Origin of the sequence: Brevibacterium sp. (assembly GCF_031179145.1) — a bacterium.
GTDB lineage: Bacteria > Actinomycetota > Actinomycetes > Actinomycetales > Brevibacteriaceae > Brevibacterium.
Map to the genome: position 1 here is coordinate 42,295 of NZ_JAPSIB010000001.1, position 19,931 is coordinate 62,225.

The window sequence follows — 19,931 nt, forward strand, 5'->3', positions numbered from 1 at the left end:
ATGCGCGTCACCGTCATCGGCGGAGGCATCTCCGGGCTCGTGACCGCTCATCGCTTGGCCCCGTACCACGAGGTGACGGTGCTCGAAGCGGCCGACCGCCTCGGCGGCTGCCTGCGTGCGACGACGGTCGACGGCGCCTTCCCCGAGGGACTCGACATCGGCGCCGAGGCGAGCCTCCACCGCCGCAGCGAGACCAGGGAACTGGCCGCCGAGCTGGGTCTCGACGCAGTCTTCCCGTCCCCGGCCCATTCCTCCCAGGTCTTCGCCCGCGGGCGCCTCCACCCGATTCCGAAGCGCACCGTGATGGGCGTGCCCGCCGATCCCGCCGATGTAGCGGAACTGCTCGGTGCGGAGGCGGCCGAACGGGTCGCCGCGGAGGTCCTCAGTCCGCCGGTCACCGGCGACGTTTCACTCGGCGACTTCCTGTCCGAGCGCCTCGGCGCCGAACTCGTCGACACCCTCGTCGACCCACTGCTCGGCGGAGTCTACGCGGGACGGTGCCGGAACCTGTCCCTGGCCGCGACCGTGCCCGCGCTGCTGCCCGCCGCCAGGAGCGGCACCTCGGTGCTCGAGCTCGTCAGGGAGCTCATCGCCGCACGAGAGTCCGCTGCCGCGACACCCGCCCCAGTGTTCATGAGCCTGGTCGGCGGGATCAACCGCCTCGTCCCGGCGCTGGCGGAGCGGATCCGGGCCCGGGGGGCGACACTCCGGCTCGGTACCGCAGTCGATGCTCTGGCCGCCTCCGCCGACGGGTGGACGGTGAGCGCAGCGGGAGCCGAGATCGCCACGGACGCCGTCGTCGTCGCCACGCCTGCGGACGTGGCCCGGCAGCTCCTCGCCGAGGCGGCCCCGGCCGCAGCGTCGCTCCTCAGCGGGATTCCCTATGCGTCGACCGCCCTGGTGCTGGCGCTGGTCGAGGTGGGCGAGAGTCCGCTCGCGGGATCGGGCTTCCTCGTCCCGCCGACGGAGGACACGTTCATCAAGGCCGCGACCCACGTGTCGAACAAGTGGCCCTGGGTGCGCGAGCGCCTGCCCGCGGGCACGGCGGTCGTCAGGATGAGCATCGGCCGATTCGGCGATGAACCTCGGACCTGGCAGGACCTGCCCGAGACCGAGCTCGCCCGGCGGGCGTTCGCCGACTGGCAGCGGATCACGGGCCGCAGTGACCGCCTCGTCGCTGCCGAGGTCAGGCACTGGGACGAGGCTCTGCCGCAGTATCTGCCCGGACACGCCAAGACGGTCACCGCCATCGACGCCGCACTCGCGCGCGTGCCCGGACTCGAGCTGGCGGGGTCCGCCTATCACGGGGTCGGAATCCCTGCGTGCATCGAACGGGCCGACGTCGTCGCCACGCGGCTGCTCACCGAGAACGGGCAGAACCATGTCTCCGTCGACACCGATGGGACACCCCTCAGGACAGACACAGACGAGAACACGAAGAAGGAGCACGAATGAGCGACTACTCACACCCCACCGACGAGCAGATCGAACAGGCGAACGCCGAGACCCGGTACATCGCCTACTCGGTGTTCGCCTCGGCCGGAGAGCTCGGCGACGCCGATCGGGCCGAACTGGCCTCCGAGGTCGACGCCGCCCTGGCGCCGTTGCGCGAGCAGGGGCTCGTCGTCCGCGGGATCTACGATGTGTCCGCGCTGCGCGCCGACGCCGACGTCATGTTCTGGTGGCATGCGCCTACGATCGAACTCGTCCAGGCCGCGTACTCGGCAGTGCGCCGCAGTCTGCTCGGCGGGATCCTCGAACCTGTCTGGTCGGTCGTCGGACTGCACCGGCCGGCGGAGTTCAACAAAGCCCACCTGCCGGCGCTGCTCACCGACGACGAGCCCGGCGACTACGTGTGCGTCTACCCGTTCGTGCGGTCCTACGACTGGTATCTCCTCGACCCGAAGGAGCGGTCGACAATGCTGCGCGACCACGGCATGGCGGCTGCGGGCTACAAGGACGTCAAGGCGAACACGATCGCCTCGTTCGCCCTCGGCGACTACGAATGGCTGCTGGCCTTCGAAGCGGCGGAGCTGCATCGAATCGTCGACCTCATGCGCGATCTGCGCAACACCGAGGCGCGTCTGCACGTGCGGGAAGAGGTTCCCTTCTACACGGGACCGCGCAGGGAGCTCGTCGACATCATCTCCGGCTGGCGCTGAGGCGATCGACGCTGAGGTGACCGGCGCTGAGGTGACCGGCGCTGAGGTGACCCGCGCTGAGGTGACCAACGGACAACGGCTCCGAGGTGGTTCCCGCCTCGCGCTGACGGCCCCCGAGGCGATTGCGGCCCCCGGGGGCCGTTCCATCCGGGGCGCTTTCAGTCCGGAGCGTCAGACCATGACTGTCTGGCCAGGTTGAGATCGACGCGTCCGCTGCTCATCGGCACTCCCTCGGCCTCCAGCAACTCCGGCGCATGACCACCGCGGCAGGCTCCCGGGATGCCGTCTGCGCGCACGACGCGCCACCAGGGCACCTCGTCGGGAGCCCTGCTCACTTCGCGGCCGGCCTGACGGGGTGAGATTCCGAGCTGCGCGGCGACATCGCCATAGGTGGCGACGGACCCGGGTGCGATGTCGTCGAGCACGTCGGCCACGGCAGCGACGAGATCGCGGGGGCTGCTCAGCCGCGGGGCATCGTGATCCTGTCGTGGGGCGCCGCGATCCTGCCGCTGGACGCCGAGATCCTGGACGCCGTGATCACTGCTCATCGGAAGGCTCTTTCGGGGGAGCCGACTTCTTCACCACGTAGGAATGACCGTTCGCATCGGTGCGCATCTCGAGGCCCATCTCGGCGAGGCGCTCGTGGCGCAGATGCTCGTTCTCGAAGTACCCGCCGGGGCGGTTGCCGTCGACCTGTGCGGGCCCGACGATCTTGACGAAGAAGCGATTGAGCCAGGCGACGCGACGCTGAGGGTCGGAGGAGTCTGTCATGGTGAGTCCGTTCGTCAAGGTCCGCTTCGGCCCTCCGCAGGACGAACCGCCGGACCGGGGTTCCACAATCATAGTAGTCTAATTATTAGTGTACTTATCAATTGGGAGAGGGCGGTCAGCGATGTCGAGCACCAATGACCCATTGGCTCTGGAGAGTCAGATCTGCTTTGCATTGGCGGTGGCATCGCGCAGTGTCATCGCGGCGTATCGATCGGTTCTCGAACCGATTCACCTCACCCACCCGCAGTATCTGGTGATGCTGGCATTGTGGCAGCACGAGACACTGACGGTGAAGAGGATCGCCGAAATGCTCCGACTCGAACCCGCCACGGTCTCACCGCTGATCAAGCGACTCGAGGTTCTTGAATACGTGCGCCGGGATCGCAGCAGCAGGGACGAGAGGGTCGTCGAGGTGTCGCTGACGGAGACGGGGAAGGAGCTGCGCTCGAAGGCGGAGAAGATCCCAGGCACGATGATGGCCAAGCTCGGAATGGACGAGGCGGCACTGCGCCGGCTGCACGCCACGATGACCGAGCTCATCGCCTCTGTCGACGCCTCTGCCGACGCCTCTGTCGACTCCTCGGATTCGCGGGAATTGCGGGAGTTGCGGGAATTGCAGCGTGAAGCCTGAGTCCCTCACCCACCTGCGGGGCGGGCCATCGGCGTGTGTTCGATCCCGTCCTCGAAGAACCCCGGTCCGTTCGGGGTGAAGCCGAACGACCGGTAGAAACCCTCGAGGTGGGCCTGGGCGTTGAGCGTGAGCAGCCCGTCCCCATGGGCGGCCACGAGTTCGGCGATGAGTCGTCGACCCCACCCTTCGCCGCGGAACTCGGGGTTCGTCGCCACCCGGGAGATGCTGCGGGCTCCCGGCTCGAACGCCGGGCCGTCGGGGAAGTCGCGCGGCAGCAGGCGGGCGTAGACGATCGGCTCGACGCTCACCCCCACCTCGGCGCCGTGGGTGTCGGTCATCGTCCGGGCGGGGGACGGGAAGAAGGCGTGGAGCGTCTCGGGCAGGGTGTCGACGCCGTCCTGGTCGAGGAACAGGCAGTTCTGCTCGACGACGAAGACGCGCGAACGCAGCTGCATGACCCCGTAGAGCTCGACGCCGGTGAGTTCGTCGAAGGTCTTGAGCACAGGGGCCGGTGCGCTCACTCCTGCCCTTCCGCCAGTTTCAGCGAGATCGAGTTGATGCAGTAGCGCTGGTCGGTCGGTGTGTCATACCCCTCGCCCTCGAACACGTGGCCCATGTGGGAATCGCAGTTCGCGCACCGGACTTCGATGCGCTCCATCCCCATCGACGAGTCGCGGATGTAGCGGACCCGATCCTCGGCCAGAGGGGCGTAGAAGGAGGGCCAGCCGCAGTGGGAGGAGAACTTCGTGTCGGACGGGAACAGGTCGGCCCCGCAGGCCCGGCACTGGTACATGCCCGTCGTGGTGGTGTCGACGTACTCGCCGGTGAATGGCCGTTCCGTGCCGCCCTGACGCAGCACTGCGTACTCCTCGGGGCTGAGCACCTCCTGCCAGTGCAGTTCCTCGTGGTTCGCGGTGTTCGTCATCATGGCCTCCGATCGGTGGGTGCGTTTCCTGGGGGTTCATTATCCCACCTGCATCAGGTCAACAGCGATTGGCGAGTTCTCATTCCGTGGGCGACAATGAGGCCAGGAGGTTTTCATGGTTCGCGACTCTAAATTCCCGACTCGCCTGCTTCTGGCTTCGGTGGGTGTTGGTGCTGGGATCGGCGCTGTGATCTCGGTGGCGTCCTCCGGACTCGCCGCCTACTTCGCCCGGAAGATCGTCGTCCCGGAGAATTCCCCCGACATTCTCGACATCCTCCACATCGACGGTTTTCCGCCGAACATGCACATCCATCTGCCGGCGGACGAGGAGACCACCGTTCCTGGCACCTACGGCCTCTACTTCAACCAGGGGACCGGCCACGCGGTGATCGGCGACATCGTCGAATACGACCCGAAATCCCGCACCGTCTCGCGTGAGATCCTCTCCGTCACCCGCGGCGACATCCGCCGGGCGACGAAGGGGCGGTGGACGGGTGTCGTCTACCCCGAGCCGGTGGCCGCCGACGTCCCGTTCGAGGACATCGAGCTCGTCTCCGACGCCGGTCGGCTGCCGGCCTGGTTCCTGCCGACTGACCACCCCGAACCCAAGGACACCTGGGCGATCCTCGTCCACGGCCGCGCCAGCACTCGCGCGGAGGGGCTGCGAGCCGCCCCGATACTGAACACCCTGGGCATTCCGGCGATCGCGATGTCCTATCGCAACGACGCCGAGGTGCGGGTCGAGCAGACCTCCCGCTACGGACTCGGCGACACCGAATGGATAGACGTCGACGTCGCCATTGACCACGCGCTGCGGCACGGGGCGAGGAACGTCGTCCTGTTCGGCTGGTCGATGGGCGGGGCCATCGCCCTGCAGACGGCTTCGCGCGGACGGAACAAGGCCCATGTCGTGGCCCTCGTCCTCGATGCGCCTGTCGTCGATTGGTTCGACGTGCTCGACAACCAGGCGAAGAAGAACATGCTTCCCACGCCCATCGCGCGCCTGACCCTGGAGATGATCACCCGGCCCTGGGCCCGGCCGATCACGGGGCTGCAGACACCGGTGGATCTGGAGCGGATGGATTGGGTCACCCGGGCAGCCGAACTCGATCTGCCGGTGCTGCTCATCCACTCCGACGACGACGAATTCGTCCCGTCCGGACCCTCGCACGCGCTGGCCTCGGTGCGCCGCGACCTCGTCATCATGCCCGAATACGACAAGGCCCATCATACGAAGGAATGGAACGTCGACCCCGTGCAGTGGGAAGACGACGTCGCGAACTTCCTCGAAGCGAAGATCCTCCCGCAGCGCTGACCCTCAGGGCATCAGCGTCAGAGTGTCGACCGCGGTGCGGCTCACGGCCTGAGGCGAATACGCCCAGGGCCGCGTCCTGCCCTGCGACCAATCCTCGACCTGATCCGCATAGTGCTCATGGAACGCATGCCCGGACGCGCCGGTGAGGTTGATCCACCGGGATGAGTCGAAGTCGCCGAGGTCGATGATCTGACGCATCGACGGCACCCAGTTCGTCTCGTACCCGGTCGCAGCGTCCCACCCGGCGGCATTGACGACTCCGGAACCGCCGGACACCTCGTAGGGCCCGCGGTTGAACAGCTTCTCGACCGCCGCGATGCCCGATTCGCCGAGGCTGGAGTTGCGGATCGTCAGCGCGTGCAGAGTGCCCCATCGCCAGGTCACCGGTTCGGCCCCGAGCAGCTCCTCGGTCTCGGTCCAGGCCGAATCGAGGGCGCGGACGAGTGCCTCGTCCCTGGTCCGGACCTGCCCGTCCTTCCCGGTCTGCCACCACTGTGACTCGGGCTCGTCGAGCAGATCGCCGATCACGCGGTACCACCGGGACCCGCCCGCCGGTGGGGCGCCCTCGGGCAGCTTGCCTGCGAACACCTCGTGCAGGAGTGTCGCGGCGAAGACGTTGAAGTACGCGGCGGCGGCGCTGTCGGCGTCATCGCGGCCGTCCCAGGAGCGCAGCAGCTCCTGTGCGGCGACGACGTCAGGATCGTCCGACTCGAGCTGGGACAGCAGCGGGAGGAGCTCGGCGGCGAGCGGATTGGCGGTGTCCGCCTGAATCCGCGAGAAGTCGTCCGCGGTGATGGAACCGCCGGCGACGAGCGGCGCCAGCAGACCTGTGATCCTCGCTGCCCGGTCCCCGTAGTCGAAGTCGCGGCTGAGGTCGACCGCGGTTCCGGGCGCGGCGACGGGATTGTTGGCCGTGACGATCCACCCCCGCTCGGGGTTGTATTCGCTGGGCAGCTCCGCGAAGTCGTAGAAGCCCTGCCAGTCCTGCGCAGGTTTCCACCCGGAACGGGGCAGCAGACCGTCACCCTCGCCTCGACGGGGGATCTTTCCGGGGGCCTGGTAGCCGATGTTGCCCCTCCGGTCGGCATAGATGAGGTTCTGCGCGGGAACGTCGAACAGCGCCGCCGCGTCACGGAACTCATCCCAATCGGTGGCCGAGTTGATCGCGAACACCGCCCTCGCAGTGTTCCCCGGCTCCAACGCCGTCCACTCGAGGGCGAGGACCTGGCGCTCCTCGGCGGCGGGCGGTTCCGATGAGCCCGTCCCGGCGGTGGCGTCGAGCACGGTGCGGTAAGCGCCATCGAGGTCGGAGACGATGGGGCCATGCCCCGTCGAGCGGATGGTGATCGTGCGCGGGGCCTCGTTCGCGATCACGATCGTCTCCCGGCGTTCGGCCACCGGTGACGTGCCGGAGCCGCGGACCACCTCGGCGCCCCGGATCCTTTCGACGACGAGGTCGGAGACATCGGGGCCGAGATTTGTCAGGCCCCAGGCGATGTCCCGATTGTGGCCGACGACGACGCCGGGCAGCCCCGAGAACGAGAAGCCGCTGACGTCGAAGGGGCAGTCGGCGGTGACCTCACGGCACCGCAGCCCGACCTGATGCCACACCGAGGGCATGGAGGGGGAGAGGTGCGGATCGTTGGCGAGCAGAGGGGCGCCGGTGGCGGTGTGATCGCCCGCGACCACCCAGGAGTTCGAGCCGATCTCCCGGCTGCTGCGCCCGAGCAGGGCCGGCAGGGACCGCAGAGTCGACTTGAGCTCGAGGAGATCGGAGATGCCGGATTCGCCCGCGGATGCCGCGTTCGCCGAGGTGGCAGCCGGGCCCGCACTGACCGTGCCGGTGGTGCCGCCGGCGGTCGGGTCGGGCGTGCCGGTGGTTCCCTCGACTCGGGCCTGCTCCCGGTGCGGTTCGGCGGTCGTGGACGCCGTGTCGCCGATGATGGTGGGACGCTCGTCATACGGGTATTCGGGGTAGAGGTCGGCGATCTGGCCCTCGTCGAGCGCCGTCGACAGGATCGCACGATCGATCTCGTCCTCGAGGTTCGACCGCAGATCCCACGCCATCGCCTTGAGCCAGGAGACGCTGTCCGCGGGAGTCCACGGTTCGATCGTGAGCTCGCCGCTCTGGAGTCCGACGATCCCGTACTCCAGGGACACCTCGGTGGGTGACCTGCCCGCCAGGTACCCATTCACCCCGGCGGCGTAGGACTCGTAATAGCCGGCGGTGGTGTCGTCGAGTGCCGCGACCTCCGCCTCGGCGACCTGCCTCCACCCGAGCGTGCGGATGAAGGCGTCCGTCGAGAACTGGGCCGGACCGAAGAGCTCGGACAATCGGCCTGCCGTCACATGACGGCGGAAGTCCATCTCCCAGAACCGGTCCTGGGCATGGACGAAGCCCTGAGCGAGGAACAGGTCGTGGGCCGTGCTCGCCTCGATCATCGGGATGCCGGACGCGTCGCGCACGACGGTGACCGGGGCGTCGAGTCCCGGCAGGGACAGTTCTCCGCTGGTCGTCGGAAAGGACCGGCGGACAATGAGCACTCCGAGGAGAGCGAGGACGGTGAGCAGGACCAGGACGATGGCGAGGATGCGCAGCAGGATCGCGCTGCTCGCTGCCCTGGGGGTCGGATCGGCGGGCCGGACGGCGGTGAGAAGCCGGCTGGTCGAGTTGGCAGCCACCATGAGTCCCCTTCGACTGGTTGGTAACTTGCGTCCAGACTAACAGTCGTGTCGCCGCAGTCAGAGGGACGAACACCGCTATGCTGGCGACTGAGCGACTCACCCGTCGCACAGTCGCGATCCCCGCCCCTCGGTCCCGAGCAGTGCCGCTTCGGCCATCCCCGCGAGGGCATGACCCGGTCGGGGACCGAACCCGAGAGGAACTCGAACCGATGACGGTATCCGAGAAGACAGCCAGGACATTCGACAGGACAGCCGCCCGATTGACATCATCCGTGCTGGCAGGGGCGCTGCTCGCGGCGTCACTGTCGGCAGTGCCGGTCGCAGCCGCCTCCGCAGGCTCCCAGGTCACGGCGGACAACATCGAGCAGACCGATGTGCCGACCGCCGTCAAGGAGTACTCGGCGCAGTCATCCGACGTCACGAGCCTCGACCTCGACGAGTCCGAGGTGACCATCATCGGGGCGAGCTGGGACGGGGCTGACCCTCACCTGGAGATGCGGATCCGCGACGACGACGGCTGGTCGTCCTGGCAGCCGCTGCCCGCCGAGGACGAGGGTGGTCCGGACGAGCAATCGGCGGAGGGGAAGCAGGCGCGGTCCTTCGCTCAGGGCATCGACGGTGAGACCCAGGGAGTGCCCGTCGTCGACGCCGCGGAGGTCGAGGTGAGGTCGTCGACGACGCACCTCGGCGCCACCGACATCACGATCCGGACAGTCACGACCGAGGTCACCGACGAGGATGCGGACGTGGCCGCCGAGGCGGAGCCATCGCCGTCACCCACGGTTGCGCCCGGTGAGGGAGTGGATGCTCAGGTCTATCACAATGGACTCAAGGCGGACATCGTCACCCGCAGGGAATGGGGTGCGGATGAGTCGCTCGTGCGCTGCGAGCCGGATTCGACTGCCGGTGCCAAGGGCGTGTTCCTCCACCACACCGCCGGGTCGAACTCCTACACGAGGTCCCAGGCGCCCGCGATCATCCGGGGATATCTCAGCTATCACACCCAGTCACGCGGGTGGTGCGATCTCGGCTACAACTTCCTCGTGGACAAGTACGGGGTGATCTACGAGGGCCGGGCCGGCAGCATCGACAGAGCGATCACCGGCGCACACGCCGCAGGGTTCAACTCCTCGACGATCGGCGTCAGCGTTCTGGGCACGTACGGCACGGCTGCGCCGAGCACGGCTGCTCAGAATTCGGTGAAGCGAGTGATCGCGTGGAAGGCCAATCAGTACGGCTTCGCCCCGACGGGGAAGATGACGCTGACTTCCGGCGGCGGGTCGACGAGCCGGTACCCGGCCGGGCGGTCCGTGAGCCTCAACGTCGTCTCGGGCCACCGCGACACCAGTTACACCGAATGCCCCGGGAACTCCTTCTACTCCCAGCTGGGGAGCATCAGGTCCGGCGCCAAGGCCCTCCAGTCCTCTGTCGGAGGAGGAATCGCGACCGGCGGTGCGATCGGGGCCTACTACCGGGAACACATGGATCTGACCGGTGCTCCCGTCGCGACGATGAAGGCGCTGTCGAATCCGGACGGCTGGTACCAGCACTTCGCGAACGGCACCGTCTACTGGTCGTCGGCCACCGGGGCGCACTTCAACACCGGCGGGATCAGAACTGCGTATGCCGCTCTCGGCTACGAGAAGGGCATCCTGGGTTTTCCGTCCAGCGATGAGATCCGATTCAAGTATCGGTCGAATGCCGTGTATCAGACCTTCCGGAACGGCATGATCACCTATTCGAGCACGACCAAGGGGCAGCCGCTGAGCCACGGCATGCTCGGTCGGTGGAAGGCGCTCGGATGGGAGCGCAGCCGGTTGGGCCTGCCCACCAGCGGCGAATTCGCCTCGGCGGGCAAGACGCGCCAGAACTTCGAAGGTGGGTACATGACCTACAAGACCGGTGAAGGCGTGAAGGTCTACTACCGCTAGACCCGGGTCTCACTAGAATGGGCGGCATGCACATTCTCATCGTCGGAGCCTCCGGGCACGTCGGCACTCTGCTGGCCGAGACTCTCAGCGCCTCCCACCACGTCTCCGGTCTGCTGCGCAGGGAACCGGAGGAGACTGTGGCCCACGCGCCGATCGTCGTTCCCGATTGGGTCGATCACCCGGAGAAGGTCGCCGAGGCGCTGCGCGGGCAGAACTCCGGACACGGGCCCGTCGACGCCGTCATTGCGGCTCTCGGTGGCTGGTACGTCGACGGGCCGATGCTCGAGCGCGGGCTGCAGTCGTTCGACTCCGACTGGGAATCACATCTGCGCGCGCACTTCGCCGCCTGCCAGGTCTCGACAGCGCTGGCCGGTGCACGGGGGCAGGACAGCACAGGCTCGCCGGCCGGTGGAGGATCGCCGGGGAGAGGGCCGGCAGCGGGCCGCCTCACTCATCTGGCTCTCAACGGAGTGGCGAGCATCGAGGCCTGCGTGGGCTCCGGGGCGATCAGCGTCTTCGGTGCGGCGCAGGAGATGCTCATCCGGGTTGCCGCCGCAGAGTCCGAGGCGGTGAACTTCCGGGAGCTGAAGATCCTCGCTCCGGTCGCCGGTGACGATCGCAACGACCTGACCGGGGGCGTCGAGACCGTGAGCATCTGCGCCGTCGCCGCGGCAGTGGTCCGTATCCTCGCCCATCCCACTGCGGAGCAGACAGTGACGTCGATCCACGCGTTCTGACGCGGCGGAGGCTCCGGGTCTCCAGCTCGGCTTCGGAGACGCCCGGGTCTCCAGCTCAGCTTCGGAGACGCCCGGGTCTCCAACTAGCCACGGAGATGCGCAGCGAGAGCTCAGGCCTTGCTGTAGCGGATGAACACCTGGCCGTCGCGGCTCTCGACCCCGTCGAGCCGGAGGTCGATGTCGGCGTCGAGGCGGCAGAAATGGCTTCCCGGGTTCCGACTGTAGAGGGGACTCATGCTCAGGTGCAGCTGGGCGTTCGGGTAGGAGTCGAGGAGCCGGTAGGCGAGATGGGGACCCGACTCACACAGGATCGTGTCGCTGCGGCACTCGATCCCCTCGAGCACCTCGGCGATGGTGTCCGGGGTGAAGTGGTGAGCCTGGTAGTTCAGTCCTCGCGCCTCGAGCTCCGCGGCCAGAACGGTGGAGTCGGAGCCGGTCAGGACATGGACCGGAGTGTCCGCCATCGCCTTGCCCGGTGCATTGATGACCGGAAGCTGGGGGTTGAGCGCGGTCCGGCGGTCGATGACGATCGCCCCCGCTTGCCGGCGCAGGCCCTTGAAATAGGCGAAGTCGGCGTCGGTGGAGACGCCGGTCGACCAGTCGTCCTGGGCGTAGGAGCCGTTGATCGACTGGACGAGGGAGATGAGGAGTGTCCGCATCGATCTACTTCCTCAGTTCGGCGTCCGGACCCATCGCGATGCGCGGATGGGCGTCGGGGTCGAGGTTGCGAAGGAGCCATCTGAGGTCCTTCTCCTTGAGTGTCACACAGCCGTGGGTCGCCGAACCGTGGTCGAGGTGCAGCCAGATTCCGCCGCCTTTGTCCCACCCCATTGGCCGGGTCCTGTCCGTTGGCGGCTTCCCCGGCACGCGGTTGTAGTCGATGGCGACGACGTAGTCGAAGACGCGGTCGTAGCGCTCCCCGTAGGCGACCGATGCCGAAGCGGAGAGCCCGGGGTCGTGGCTGTAGGGCAGCTTCGCACCGGGATCAGGGAGGTCTCCGCCGGCGTCGCTGAGGGTGAAGACTCCGATCGGGGTGGTCTCGTCACCTTCCCTGCGATCCTTGAGCCACCCGTTGCTGCCGTTGTGGAAGTCGAAGGTCTTCAGCTTCTTCCATTGCTTGTCCTCGAACCGGTAGACGCTGAGCTCACCGGTCACCGAGTTCTCATTCGCTGCGCTCGCCACCAGAACCTGAGAGGTCTCTTCGGGAATCAGAGCAGCCGTCTGTGGCCCCAGCCCGGGAACCGGAACCGCATGCGGTTGGGCCGAACCATTCGAATCCGCCGGGCTGGTGTTCGGCGCAGGCGACTGTGGCGCGCCGGAGGGATCGTTCTGCGCGGGGGCGGCGATGTCCCCGATTCCCGCCTGTTGCGCGGGTGCGGCGATGCTCATGGCAAGGTTCCCACCTTCATCGGGATCGACGGGCTCGCTTCTGGTCGGAGCACCGCAGGCGCTCGACGACAGAATCACCAGGACGGCAACCAGGCCGACTCCGGACCAGGTTCCACGACTGAACATGAGGTCATCTTCTCATGAACCTTGAGAAGACCGTGGCAGCGACTGTGAGAAAATGGAGTACATGAGCATTCCACCCGTGCCCAACCATCCTCCGCGCCCAGGGCGTCGGAAACCGGCTGAGGAGTCTCCGGATTCGATCACGACCCAGCTGTTCATCGGCCAGGACGGATCGGCCGCCGCGGATGGTTCCACACAGGCACTGACCCCCGAGGAGCTGGAGCGCCTGCGGTCCATGGTCTCCTCCGATGGTGCAGAGGCCACCGAGGTGCTCAGCCTCGACGAACTCAGAGAGCTCGCTCGCGCCGAAGGCCCGGACCCAGCCGATCCGACCTCGGAAGGCCCGAAGGTGAGTTCCGACGACATCGCCGCCGCGGTCGCCGCCTCGGCGCCCAAGCAGTGGAACCCGCAGAGCCCCGCCCAATCGAACAGTCACGGAGCATCTTTGCCGTACGGAGCGGACGCGGGGAATCGGCCACAGCCGACTCCGCAGCACCCGAACCCCCAGCACTCACCGGTCGGGGCCTACCCGCTGCCCGCGCACGGCTACTCCAACGGGTATGCGGCAGCAGCACCAGGGGGACCGGGCGGACCCGGCGGATCGACAGGACCCGGGGGACCGGCAGGACCCGGGGGACCGGGCGGCTACCCGCCCGCCGGCGGGTCGGGAGGACCTCACCGCCGCGAGCCCGAGACGAAGAAGGTTCCCGCGTGGCTGTGGGTTCTCGCCACGATCGCACTGGTGGCGGCCCTCGGCATCGTCGGATACATCGCGTGGGACTCGATGCAGGGACGAGAGACCGTCGCCGGCCCGACCACAGGCGCCGCACCCTCGAACCCTGCACCGGACACACAGGATCCGAAGACCTCGAAGCCTCCGCAGGCCAGCCAGTCCTTCTCCTCGCCATCGGGCAACATCTCCTGCACGATCGATCCCGAGCGAGTGCGCTGCGTCATCAACTCGTACGAATATCAGCCGCCGGAGAAGCCTGCCGACTGCAAGCTCGACAACTGGGGTTCCGTCGTCGTGGCCAACAGCGACAGCGCAGGGTTCTCCTGCCGTGAGGCGCCGACTCCGAACGGTCCGACCCGGGTGCTCGGCTACGGGGAGAAGATCTCGGCCGAGGGCATGACCTGCACCTCGACTCGAGAAGGCATGGTCTGCGAATCCGATTCCACCGGCGTCGGATTCACGATGCGCCGCGCCGGCGTCGACTTCATGAACAAGTGAGCGACCGGGCGGAAAGCGGGGAGCCACCTCGGCGGCTCTGTCACTGAACCGGGAGCCACCTCGGCGGCTCTGTCACTGAACCGGGAGCCACCTCGGCGTCTTAGGATTTGGACAGATTCTGGGGTCGGGTCGGGGTGGAGCTAAGTTCGTTCCGTGGCTCACACTCTGCTCCTCCTTCCTTGCCGCGACGGGTTCTGAACTCACAGCACACCCGCCGCGGAGTTTCTTATGCTGGTGAAAGCACAAGACCCATGATTGAGGAACAATGAATCTGCAGCAGCCCACTCCCATGCCTTTCGCCAAGTACAAGTCCTTCCAGGACCGGATCTCGCTCGATATGCGCGACCGCACGTGGCCCGACCAGGTCATCCGCAAGGCCCCGCGCTGGCTGAGCACGGATCTGCGCGACGGCAACCAGGCGCTCATCGATCCGATGACCCCCGACCGCAAGCGCAGGATGTTCGACCTGCTCATCAAGCTCGGCTTCAAGGAGATTGAAGTCGGGTTCCCCGCCGCCAGCCAGGTGGACTTCGACTTCGTCCGCGAGATCATCGAACAGGACGCGATCCCCGACGACGTGCGGATCTCCGTCCTCACCCAGGCCCGCGAGGACCTCATCGAACGCACCGTCGAATCGCTCGTCGGCGCCAAGATGCCCACAGTCCACCTCTACAACGCCACCGCGCCGGTCTTCCGCAAGGTCGTGTTCGGATTCGACGGCGACGGCTACGACCAGACCCGCGACATCGCTCTGCGCGGAACCCAGGCGGTCATGAAGCACGCGGAGACGCTGCTGTCCGACTCTGACTTCGGCTACCAGTACTCGCCGGAGATCTTCGTCGACACCGAGCCGGAGTTCGCGCTCGACATCGTCGGCAGCGTGCTCGACACCTGGCAGCCGGCGGCCGGACGCGAGACCGTGGTCAACCTGCCCGCCACGGTGGAGCGCGGCACCCCGAACACCTACGCCGACCAGATCGAATGGTTCTGCCGGAACATGCCCTACCGCGACGATGTGGCAGTGTCCCTGCACCCTCACAATGACCGGGGAACCGGTGTGGCCGCGGCAGAGCTCGGGATCATGGCCGGCGCCGATCGCATCGAAGGCTGCCTGTTCGGCAACGGCGAGCGGACCGGCAACCTCGACCTGGTGACCATCGCCCTCAACCTCTACACCCAGGGAATCGACCCGGAACTCGACTTCTCCGACATCGACGAGGTCATCCGCACCGTCACCGAATGCAACCAGATCGGCGTTCACGAACGCCACCCCTACGGCGGGGACCTGGTCTTCACCTCCTTCTCCGGCTCTCACCAGGACGCCATCAACAAGGCCTTCGCCGACCGGGAGCGGAAAGCCAAGGCGCAGGGCGTTCCGGTCGATCTGATGGAATGGGACATGCCGTACCTGCCCGTCGACCCGAAGGACCTCGGGCGCTCGTACGAGGCGATCATCCGCGTGAACTCGCAGTCCGGCAAGGGCGGTGTGACCTACCTGCTCAAGAGCGAGTACGGTCTGGACCTGCCGCGGCGGATGCAGGTGGAGTTCTCCCGCGCCGTGCAGCAGCACACCGAGGCGGGGGGAGAGGTCTCGGCCGAGGAAATCCGTCGGATCTTCAACCACGAATACCTGCCCAGCGACGATCCCGACCACGTCTGGGGCCGGTTCCAGATCGTGGGCCTGCGGACCGAATCGGGTGCCGTCGATGACAGCGGCGAGTCCGAACGCGTCGAGGTCGACCTCATCGTCGACGGCCAGGAACGGACCTATGAAGGGATCGGCAAAGGTCCCATCGACGCTCTCGTCGGCGTCCTCAACAACAACTTCGACCTCGACGTGAGGCTGCAGGACTACACCGAGCACGCCATCGGCTCCGGCGCTGACACGATGGCGGCGGCTTACGTCGAGCTGGCCTACGAGGACCGCGTGGTCTGGGGCGCGGGACTGCACTCGAACATCACGAAGGCCTCGCTCAAGGCAGTCGTCTCCGCCGTCAACCGCGCAGTGCGCGACCGCTGACGTCGTTCGGGCGGTGCATCGGGTACCGGGAACCGCCTCGGCGCCTCCCTTCCGATCTGAGTGAGAGGTGCGCCGAGGCCGATCTCACGACCGCGATGTGAGCGCGGCGGGGAGCCGTCCCCGCCGCGCTCTGCGATAATGGACGGGTGCACAGTTATCGTGATGAAGGCATCGTCCTCGGCGGGCACAAGCTCGGCGAAGCCGACCGCATCGTCACTGTTCTCACCCGCAGCCATGGGCTGATCCGAGCAGTGGCGAAGGGCGTGCGGCGCACCAAGTCGCGCTTCGGATCCCGGCTCGAACCGTTCATGTTCGTCGACATTCAGTGTCATGTCGGTCGCAGCCTCGACATCGTCACCCAGGTCGAGCTCATCGAACCCTTCGCCCGCGGAATCGGCGCCGACTACGACGCGTACTCCGCCGCCACGGTGATGGCTGAGACCGCCTCCCGGATCACCGAGGCAGAACCCCAGTCCCGCACGCAGTTCCTGCTTCTCGTGTCCGCGATCCGGTCCCTGTGCAAGGGTGAGCACCCACCGAGGCTGGCCCTCGACGCCTATCTGCTGCGGGCGATGTCGGTGGCCGGGTGGGCGCCGAGCCTGCTCGACTGCGCGCAATGCGGACGACCGGGCCCCCACCGTGCCTTCTCGGCTTCCCTCGGCGGAGCCGTGTGCACCAACTGTCGTCCGTCCGGCGCCGCCCTGCCCGACACGGATGCGCTCGACCATCTGGCGGCGCTGCTCTCCGGGGACTGGGAGCGGGCGGAGGCCTCGGATCTCCATGACCAGATGGACGGGTCGAAAATGGCGTCGGACTGGGTGTCGTGGCATCTGGAGCGCAATATCCGATCCCTGAGAGTCCTGGAGCGCACATGAGCTATCCTGCACCACCGCCCCACCCCAGTGGGGCTCGTCCGCCGCAGATCGACCGGAAGTTCGTCCCGCGCCACGTCGCCGTCGTCATGGACGGCAACGGCCGGTGGGCCAATCAGCGCGGACTGCCCCGCACCGAGGGGCACAAAGCAGGGGAGGCGTCCCTCCTCGACGTCATCCACGGAGCCATCGAGGCCGGCGTGGAGTACCTCTCGGCCTACGCCTTCTCCACCGAGAACTGGAAGCGCTCTCCCGAAGAGGTCCGGTTCCTCATGGGCTTCAATCGCGACGTCATCCGTCGCCGCCGGGACGAGCTCCATGCCCTGGGGGTGCGGATCGTGTGGTCGGGCCGGCGCGGCAGATTGTGGCGCTCGGTCATTGACGAGCTGGAGACCGCGGCCGAGATGACGAAGCACAACACCGGTCTCATGCTCCAGTTCTGCGTCAACTACGGGGGACGCTCCGAGATCATCGACGCCGTCAATGAGATCACCGCCGAGGTGGCCGCCGGGAAGCGTCGCCCGGGCAAGATCACAGAGAAGACGCTGCGGTCGCGGCTCTACGCCCCGGAGGTGCCCGATGTGGACCTGTTCCTGCGCTCGTCGGGGGAGCAGCGGATCTCGAACTTCCTGCTGTGGCAGACCGCCTACGCGGAGATGGTCTTCCAGGACGTGCTGTGGCCGGACGTCGACCGGCGGACCCTGTGGGCCGCGATCGAGGAATACGCTCGCCGGGACCGCCGCTTCGGCGGAGCTGTCGACAAGCCCAGCGCCTGAGCGATCAGTTCGGGTCGGGCGCCGAGCGCTGACGCTCACCGCCCCACTTCGCCGCATGAGCCCCAGTTGCTCCCGTCCGTTTCCCCACTTGACAGCGTGGGACCCACATATATGTGGGGCCACCGTGGCGAAATGGCGCAATGGCGCAATGGCCAAGTGGGGCCATGGCCAAATGGGGCCACCGTGGCCAAGTGGGGCAGTGGTAGGGCTGGCCGGGCACAGAAACGGGCCCGCATCCACGTGGGATGCGGGCCCGTTCTTGCGTGTCAGGGACTCAGCACGGATCAGCCGTCAATGAGTCGCGCCGTCGGCGTCTCAGTAGCGGTCGCGGGGGCGGTCACTGCCGAAGCGGTCCTCGCTGAACCTCTTGTTGCCACCGGAGCGACGGTCGCCGCGGAAGCTCTTCCCGGCGCCGGGCTGCTTGTCGAAGTTGCGCTTCTTGGTGAAGGTGCGACCTGAGCTCGAACCCGGGCGTCCGTTGTCCGGACGGATGTCGATGGGACGACCCTGGATCTCGGTGTACTGCAGCTTCCTGAGCACGGAGGGATCGAGATCCTGCGGCAGATCGACGAGGGTGTGGTTCGAGCGGATGTCGATGTGACCGATCTGCTTCGAGGTGATCCCACCTTCGTTGGCGATGGCGCCGACGATCGAACCCGGCTGGATGCGCTCGTTGCGCCCCACGGCCAGACGGTAGGTGACCATGCCCTCGCGGCTGCGCGGAGTGCGTTCACGGCGAGCACCGTCACGACCGGCCGGACCGGAATCGCGACCGCCATCGCGCTCACGACCTTTGCCGGGCACCGGCATCGGCTCGGCCTGCAGCGAGTTGCCGTCGAGGACAATCGAGGCCAGGGCGGCGGCGATGTCGGTGGCGGGAACGTTGCGGCTCAGCTCGTACTGCTCGATGATCGTGGCGAGCTCGGTCAGCTCGGTGCTGGCCAGAACGTCGTCGATGCGCTTGGTGAACTTCTCGACCCGGGTGTTCGTCAGCTCCTCGACGCTGGGCATGACGAGCTGTTCGACCTTCTGCTTGGTCGCACGCTCGATCGAGCCGAGCAGACGCTGCTCACGCGGGGTGATGAAGAGGATCGCCTCACCGGAGCGTCCGGCACGACCGGTGCGGCCGATGCGGTGGACGTAGGACTCGGTGTCGTGCGGGATGTCGAAGTTGACGACAAGTGAGATGCGCTCGACGTCAAGGCCACGCGCTGCGACGTCGGTGGCGACGAGGATGTCGATCTTGCCCTCACGCAGCATCTCGACCGTGCGCTCACGGGCCTGCTGCGGAATGTCGCCGTTGATGGCCGAGGCCTTGAAGCCGCGGGCGCGCAGCTTCTCCGCGAGCTCCTCGGTGGCCTGTTTGGTGCGGACGAACATGATGATGCCGTCGTACTGCTCGACCTCGAGGATGCGGGTGAGCGCATCGAGCTTGTGGGAGTGCTGGACCATGAAGAAGCGCTGGCGGATGTTCGAACCCGTCTGCGACTTCGAAGCGACCCGGACTTCCTTCGGGTTGTTGAGGTACTTGCCCGTGATCCGGTGGATCGAGGACGGCATGGTGGCGGAGAACAGAGCCACCTGACGCGAATCGCCGGTCTGCTTGAAGATCTCTTCGATGTCCTCGGCGAAGCCCATCTTGAGCATCTCGTCGGCTTCGTCGAGCACGAGGTGCTCGAGGCTTGAGAGCTTGAGCGAGCCCTTCTTCAGGTGGTCGATGATGCGACCGGGGGTGCCGACGACGACCTGCGCACCGCGCTTGAGGCCGGCCAGCTGCGGGCCGTAGGACTGACCGCCGTAGATCGGCAGGACGGAGAAGTCGTCGAGGTTCGTCGCATACGCGGTGAACGCCTCGGCGACCTGGAGCGCGAGCTCACGGGTGGGGGTGAGCACGAGGGCGAACGGGCCATCGAGAGCACGACCCGACTCGGCGAGGTGAGACAGGACCGGCAGCGCGAACGCTGCGGTCTTGCCGGTGCCGGTCTGGGCCAGGCCGATGACGTCGCGTCCCTCGACGAGGGCGGGAATGGTCTCCGCCTGAATCGGGGAGGGGGTCTCGTAGCCGAGGGATTCGACGGCCGCGAGGACGGAGGCGTGGAGGCCGAGCTCGGAGAATGCCGGGATTTCGGCGGTGACGGACTGTGCTGTTTCGGTCATGAGTTTTTCTCTCTCACGTTGACACACACTTGATCGCAGATGACTGTAGTGGCGATCTACCCTGCGGCCGCTTGTGCAATCATCGTGAGCAATCCGGGCCGAAACCGTACAACGTCCAAGCGCGGCTTGGACGTGACCATCCGGTGTGAACCAGGGACAGTCGTGACGGAGAAAGGTTTGGGTGTACCCCTAAGTCTACATGGCCG

General features: G+C 67.1%; 18 protein-coding genes. 10 read left to right on the forward strand and 8 right to left on the reverse strand.

Going from position 1 to position 19,931, the window contains the following annotated elements:
- The gene (gene hemG, locus RIT73_RS00185; protein WP_309130031.1) at window positions 1-1,455 is read left to right on the forward strand and encodes a protoporphyrinogen oxidase; all 1,455 of its coding nucleotides are present in this window, start codon (window positions 1-3) and stop codon (window positions 1,453-1,455) included.
- A complete protein-coding gene (gene hemQ, locus RIT73_RS00190; RefSeq protein WP_309130032.1) occupies window positions 1,452-2,162 on the forward strand; it encodes a hydrogen peroxide-dependent heme synthase in 711 nt (236 codons plus the stop codon). The genes hemG and hemQ overlap by 4 nt, the downstream gene beginning before the upstream one ends.
- 158 nt (window positions 2,163-2,320) lie before the next feature.
- Here the strand turns inward: hemQ and RIT73_RS00195 are convergent, their stop codons facing one another.
- Both RIT73_RS00195 and RIT73_RS00200 read right to left on the reverse strand, forming a co-directional pair.
- Window positions 2,321-2,710 carry an MGMT family protein gene (locus RIT73_RS00195; protein ID WP_309130033.1) on the reverse strand — a complete coding sequence of 130 codons (390 nt, stop codon included), beginning with the start codon at window positions 2,708-2,710 and terminating at the stop codon, window positions 2,321-2,323.
- The gene (locus tag RIT73_RS00200) at window positions 2,700-2,933 is read right to left on the reverse strand and encodes a hypothetical protein (protein ID WP_309130034.1); all 234 of its coding nucleotides are present in this window, start codon (window positions 2,931-2,933) and stop codon (window positions 2,700-2,702) included. The genes RIT73_RS00195 and RIT73_RS00200 overlap by 11 nt, the downstream gene beginning before the upstream one ends.
- A 121-nt stretch (window positions 2,934-3,054) precedes the next feature.
- On the opposite strand from RIT73_RS00200, the gene RIT73_RS00205 reads away from it, so the two are divergent.
- Window positions 3,055-3,564: a MarR family transcriptional regulator gene (locus RIT73_RS00205; protein WP_309130035.1), complete on the forward strand. Its 510-nt coding sequence runs from the start codon at window positions 3,055-3,057 to the stop codon at window positions 3,562-3,564.
- 5 nt (window positions 3,565-3,569) lie between these two features.
- Here the strand turns inward: RIT73_RS00205 and RIT73_RS00210 are convergent, their stop codons facing one another.
- The gene (locus tag RIT73_RS00210) at window positions 3,570-4,085 is read right to left on the reverse strand and encodes a GNAT family N-acetyltransferase (RefSeq protein ID WP_309130036.1); all 516 of its coding nucleotides are present in this window, start codon (window positions 4,083-4,085) and stop codon (window positions 3,570-3,572) included.
- Window positions 4,082-4,489, reverse strand: coding sequence for a peptide-methionine (R)-S-oxide reductase MsrB (gene msrB / locus RIT73_RS00215; protein WP_309130037.1), 408 nt, complete (start codon window positions 4,487-4,489; stop codon window positions 4,082-4,084). Before msrB ends, RIT73_RS00210 begins: the two co-directional genes overlap by 4 nt.
- A 115-nt stretch (window positions 4,490-4,604) precedes the next feature.
- On the opposite strand from msrB, the gene RIT73_RS00220 reads away from it, so the two are divergent.
- Window positions 4,605-5,804 carry an alpha/beta fold hydrolase gene (locus tag RIT73_RS00220; protein WP_309130038.1) on the forward strand — a complete coding sequence of 400 codons (1,200 nt, stop codon included), beginning with the start codon at window positions 4,605-4,607 and terminating at the stop codon, window positions 5,802-5,804.
- Window positions 5,805-5,807: 3 nt separating this feature from the next.
- On the opposite strand, the gene RIT73_RS00225 is transcribed toward RIT73_RS00220, so the two are convergent.
- Window positions 5,808-8,489, reverse strand: a complete 2,682-nt coding sequence (locus tag RIT73_RS00225; RefSeq protein WP_309130039.1) for a penicillin acylase family protein — start codon at window positions 8,487-8,489, stop codon at window positions 5,808-5,810.
- Between the two features lie 209 nt (window positions 8,490-8,698).
- Here RIT73_RS00225 and RIT73_RS00230 point away from each other — a divergent pair, with 209 nt between their 5' ends.
- Together RIT73_RS00230 and RIT73_RS00235 are read left to right on the forward strand one after the other, a co-directional pair.
- On the forward strand, window positions 8,699-10,420 hold the full coding sequence (locus tag RIT73_RS00230) for an N-acetylmuramoyl-L-alanine amidase (protein WP_309130040.1): 1,722 nt from the start codon (window positions 8,699-8,701) through the stop codon (window positions 10,418-10,420).
- Between the two features lie 26 nt (window positions 10,421-10,446).
- Window positions 10,447-11,157 carry an NAD(P)-dependent oxidoreductase gene (locus RIT73_RS00235; protein WP_309130041.1) on the forward strand — a complete coding sequence of 237 codons (711 nt, stop codon included), beginning with the start codon at window positions 10,447-10,449 and terminating at the stop codon, window positions 11,155-11,157.
- Window positions 11,158-11,267: 110 nt separating this feature from the next.
- On the opposite strand, the gene RIT73_RS00240 is transcribed toward RIT73_RS00235, so the two are convergent.
- Entirely contained in the window at window positions 11,268-11,816 is a 549-nt protein-coding gene (locus RIT73_RS00240) for a hypothetical protein (RefSeq protein WP_309130042.1), read from the reverse strand.
- Window positions 11,817-11,820: 4 nt separating this feature from the next.
- A complete protein-coding gene (locus RIT73_RS00245; protein WP_309130043.1) occupies window positions 11,821-12,546 on the reverse strand; it encodes a L,D-transpeptidase family protein in 726 nt (241 codons plus the stop codon).
- Window positions 12,547-12,733: 187 nt separating this feature from the next.
- Between RIT73_RS00245 and RIT73_RS00250 the strand changes: the two genes are divergently transcribed.
- The 4 genes from RIT73_RS00250 (at window position 12,734) to RIT73_RS00265 (ending at window position 17,568) form a co-directional block, all read left to right on the forward strand.
- A complete protein-coding gene (locus RIT73_RS00250; RefSeq protein WP_309130044.1) occupies window positions 12,734-13,900 on the forward strand; it encodes a DUF6636 domain-containing protein in 1,167 nt (388 codons plus the stop codon).
- A 265-nt stretch (window positions 13,901-14,165) separates the two neighbouring features.
- Window positions 14,166-15,920, forward strand: coding sequence for a 2-isopropylmalate synthase (gene leuA, locus RIT73_RS00255; RefSeq protein WP_309130045.1), 1,755 nt, complete (start codon window positions 14,166-14,168; stop codon window positions 15,918-15,920).
- Window positions 15,921-16,066: 146 nt separating this feature from the next.
- Window positions 16,067-16,795, forward strand: a complete 729-nt coding sequence (gene recO / locus RIT73_RS00260; RefSeq protein ID WP_309130046.1) for a DNA repair protein RecO — start codon at window positions 16,067-16,069, stop codon at window positions 16,793-16,795.
- Entirely contained in the window at window positions 16,792-17,568 is a 777-nt protein-coding gene (locus RIT73_RS00265) for an isoprenyl transferase (RefSeq protein ID WP_309130047.1), read from the forward strand. Before recO ends, RIT73_RS00265 begins: the two co-directional genes overlap by 4 nt.
- 315 nt (window positions 17,569-17,883) lie before the next feature.
- Here RIT73_RS00265 and RIT73_RS00270 read toward each other — a convergent pair whose 3' ends face one another.
- Entirely contained in the window at window positions 17,884-19,725 is a 1,842-nt protein-coding gene (locus RIT73_RS00270) for a DEAD/DEAH box helicase (RefSeq protein WP_309130048.1), read from the reverse strand.
- Window positions 19,726-19,931: the final 206 nt, after the last annotated feature.

Bases quoted from the DNA above. Each gene is read 5' to 3' on its own strand.
- RIT73_RS00220 (WP_309130038.1), top strand. From the start codon at position 4,605: ATGGTTCGCGACTCTAAATTCCCGACTCGCCTGCTTCTGGCTTCGGTG.
- msrB (WP_309130037.1), bottom strand. From the start codon at position 4,489: ATGACGAACACCGCGAACCACGAGGAACTGCACTGGCAGGAGGTGCTC.
- RIT73_RS00195 (WP_309130033.1), bottom strand. From the start codon at position 2,710: ATGAGCAGTGATCACGGCGTCCAGGATCTCGGCGTCCAGCGGCAGGAT.
- RIT73_RS00205 (WP_309130035.1), top strand. From the start codon at position 3,055: ATGTCGAGCACCAATGACCCATTGGCTCTGGAGAGTCAGATCTGCTTT.
- RIT73_RS00265 (WP_309130047.1), top strand. From the start codon at position 16,792: ATGAGCTATCCTGCACCACCGCCCCACCCCAGTGGGGCTCGTCCGCCG.
- RIT73_RS00200 (WP_309130034.1), bottom strand. From the start codon at position 2,933: ATGACAGACTCCTCCGACCCTCAGCGTCGCGTCGCCTGGCTCAATCGC.
- RIT73_RS00250 (WP_309130044.1), top strand. From the start codon at position 12,734: ATGAGCATTCCACCCGTGCCCAACCATCCTCCGCGCCCAGGGCGTCGG.
- RIT73_RS00235 (WP_309130041.1), top strand. From the start codon at position 10,447: ATGCACATTCTCATCGTCGGAGCCTCCGGGCACGTCGGCACTCTGCTG.
- RIT73_RS00240 (WP_309130042.1), bottom strand. From the start codon at position 11,816: ATGCGGACACTCCTCATCTCCCTCGTCCAGTCGATCAACGGCTCCTAC.
- RIT73_RS00245 (WP_309130043.1), bottom strand. From the start codon at position 12,546: ATGAGCATCGCCGCACCCGCGCAACAGGCGGGAATCGGGGACATCGCC.
- hemQ (WP_309130032.1), top strand. From the start codon at position 1,452: ATGAGCGACTACTCACACCCCACCGACGAGCAGATCGAACAGGCGAAC.
- leuA (WP_309130045.1), top strand. From the start codon at position 14,166: ATGAATCTGCAGCAGCCCACTCCCATGCCTTTCGCCAAGTACAAGTCC.
- RIT73_RS00230 (WP_309130040.1), top strand. From the start codon at position 8,699: ATGACGGTATCCGAGAAGACAGCCAGGACATTCGACAGGACAGCCGCC.
- hemG (WP_309130031.1), top strand. From the start codon at position 1: ATGCGCGTCACCGTCATCGGCGGAGGCATCTCCGGGCTCGTGACCGCT.
- RIT73_RS00270 (WP_309130048.1), bottom strand. From the start codon at position 19,725: ATGACCGAAACAGCACAGTCCGTCACCGCCGAAATCCCGGCATTCTCC.
- RIT73_RS00225 (WP_309130039.1), bottom strand. From the start codon at position 8,489: ATGGTGGCTGCCAACTCGACCAGCCGGCTTCTCACCGCCGTCCGGCCC.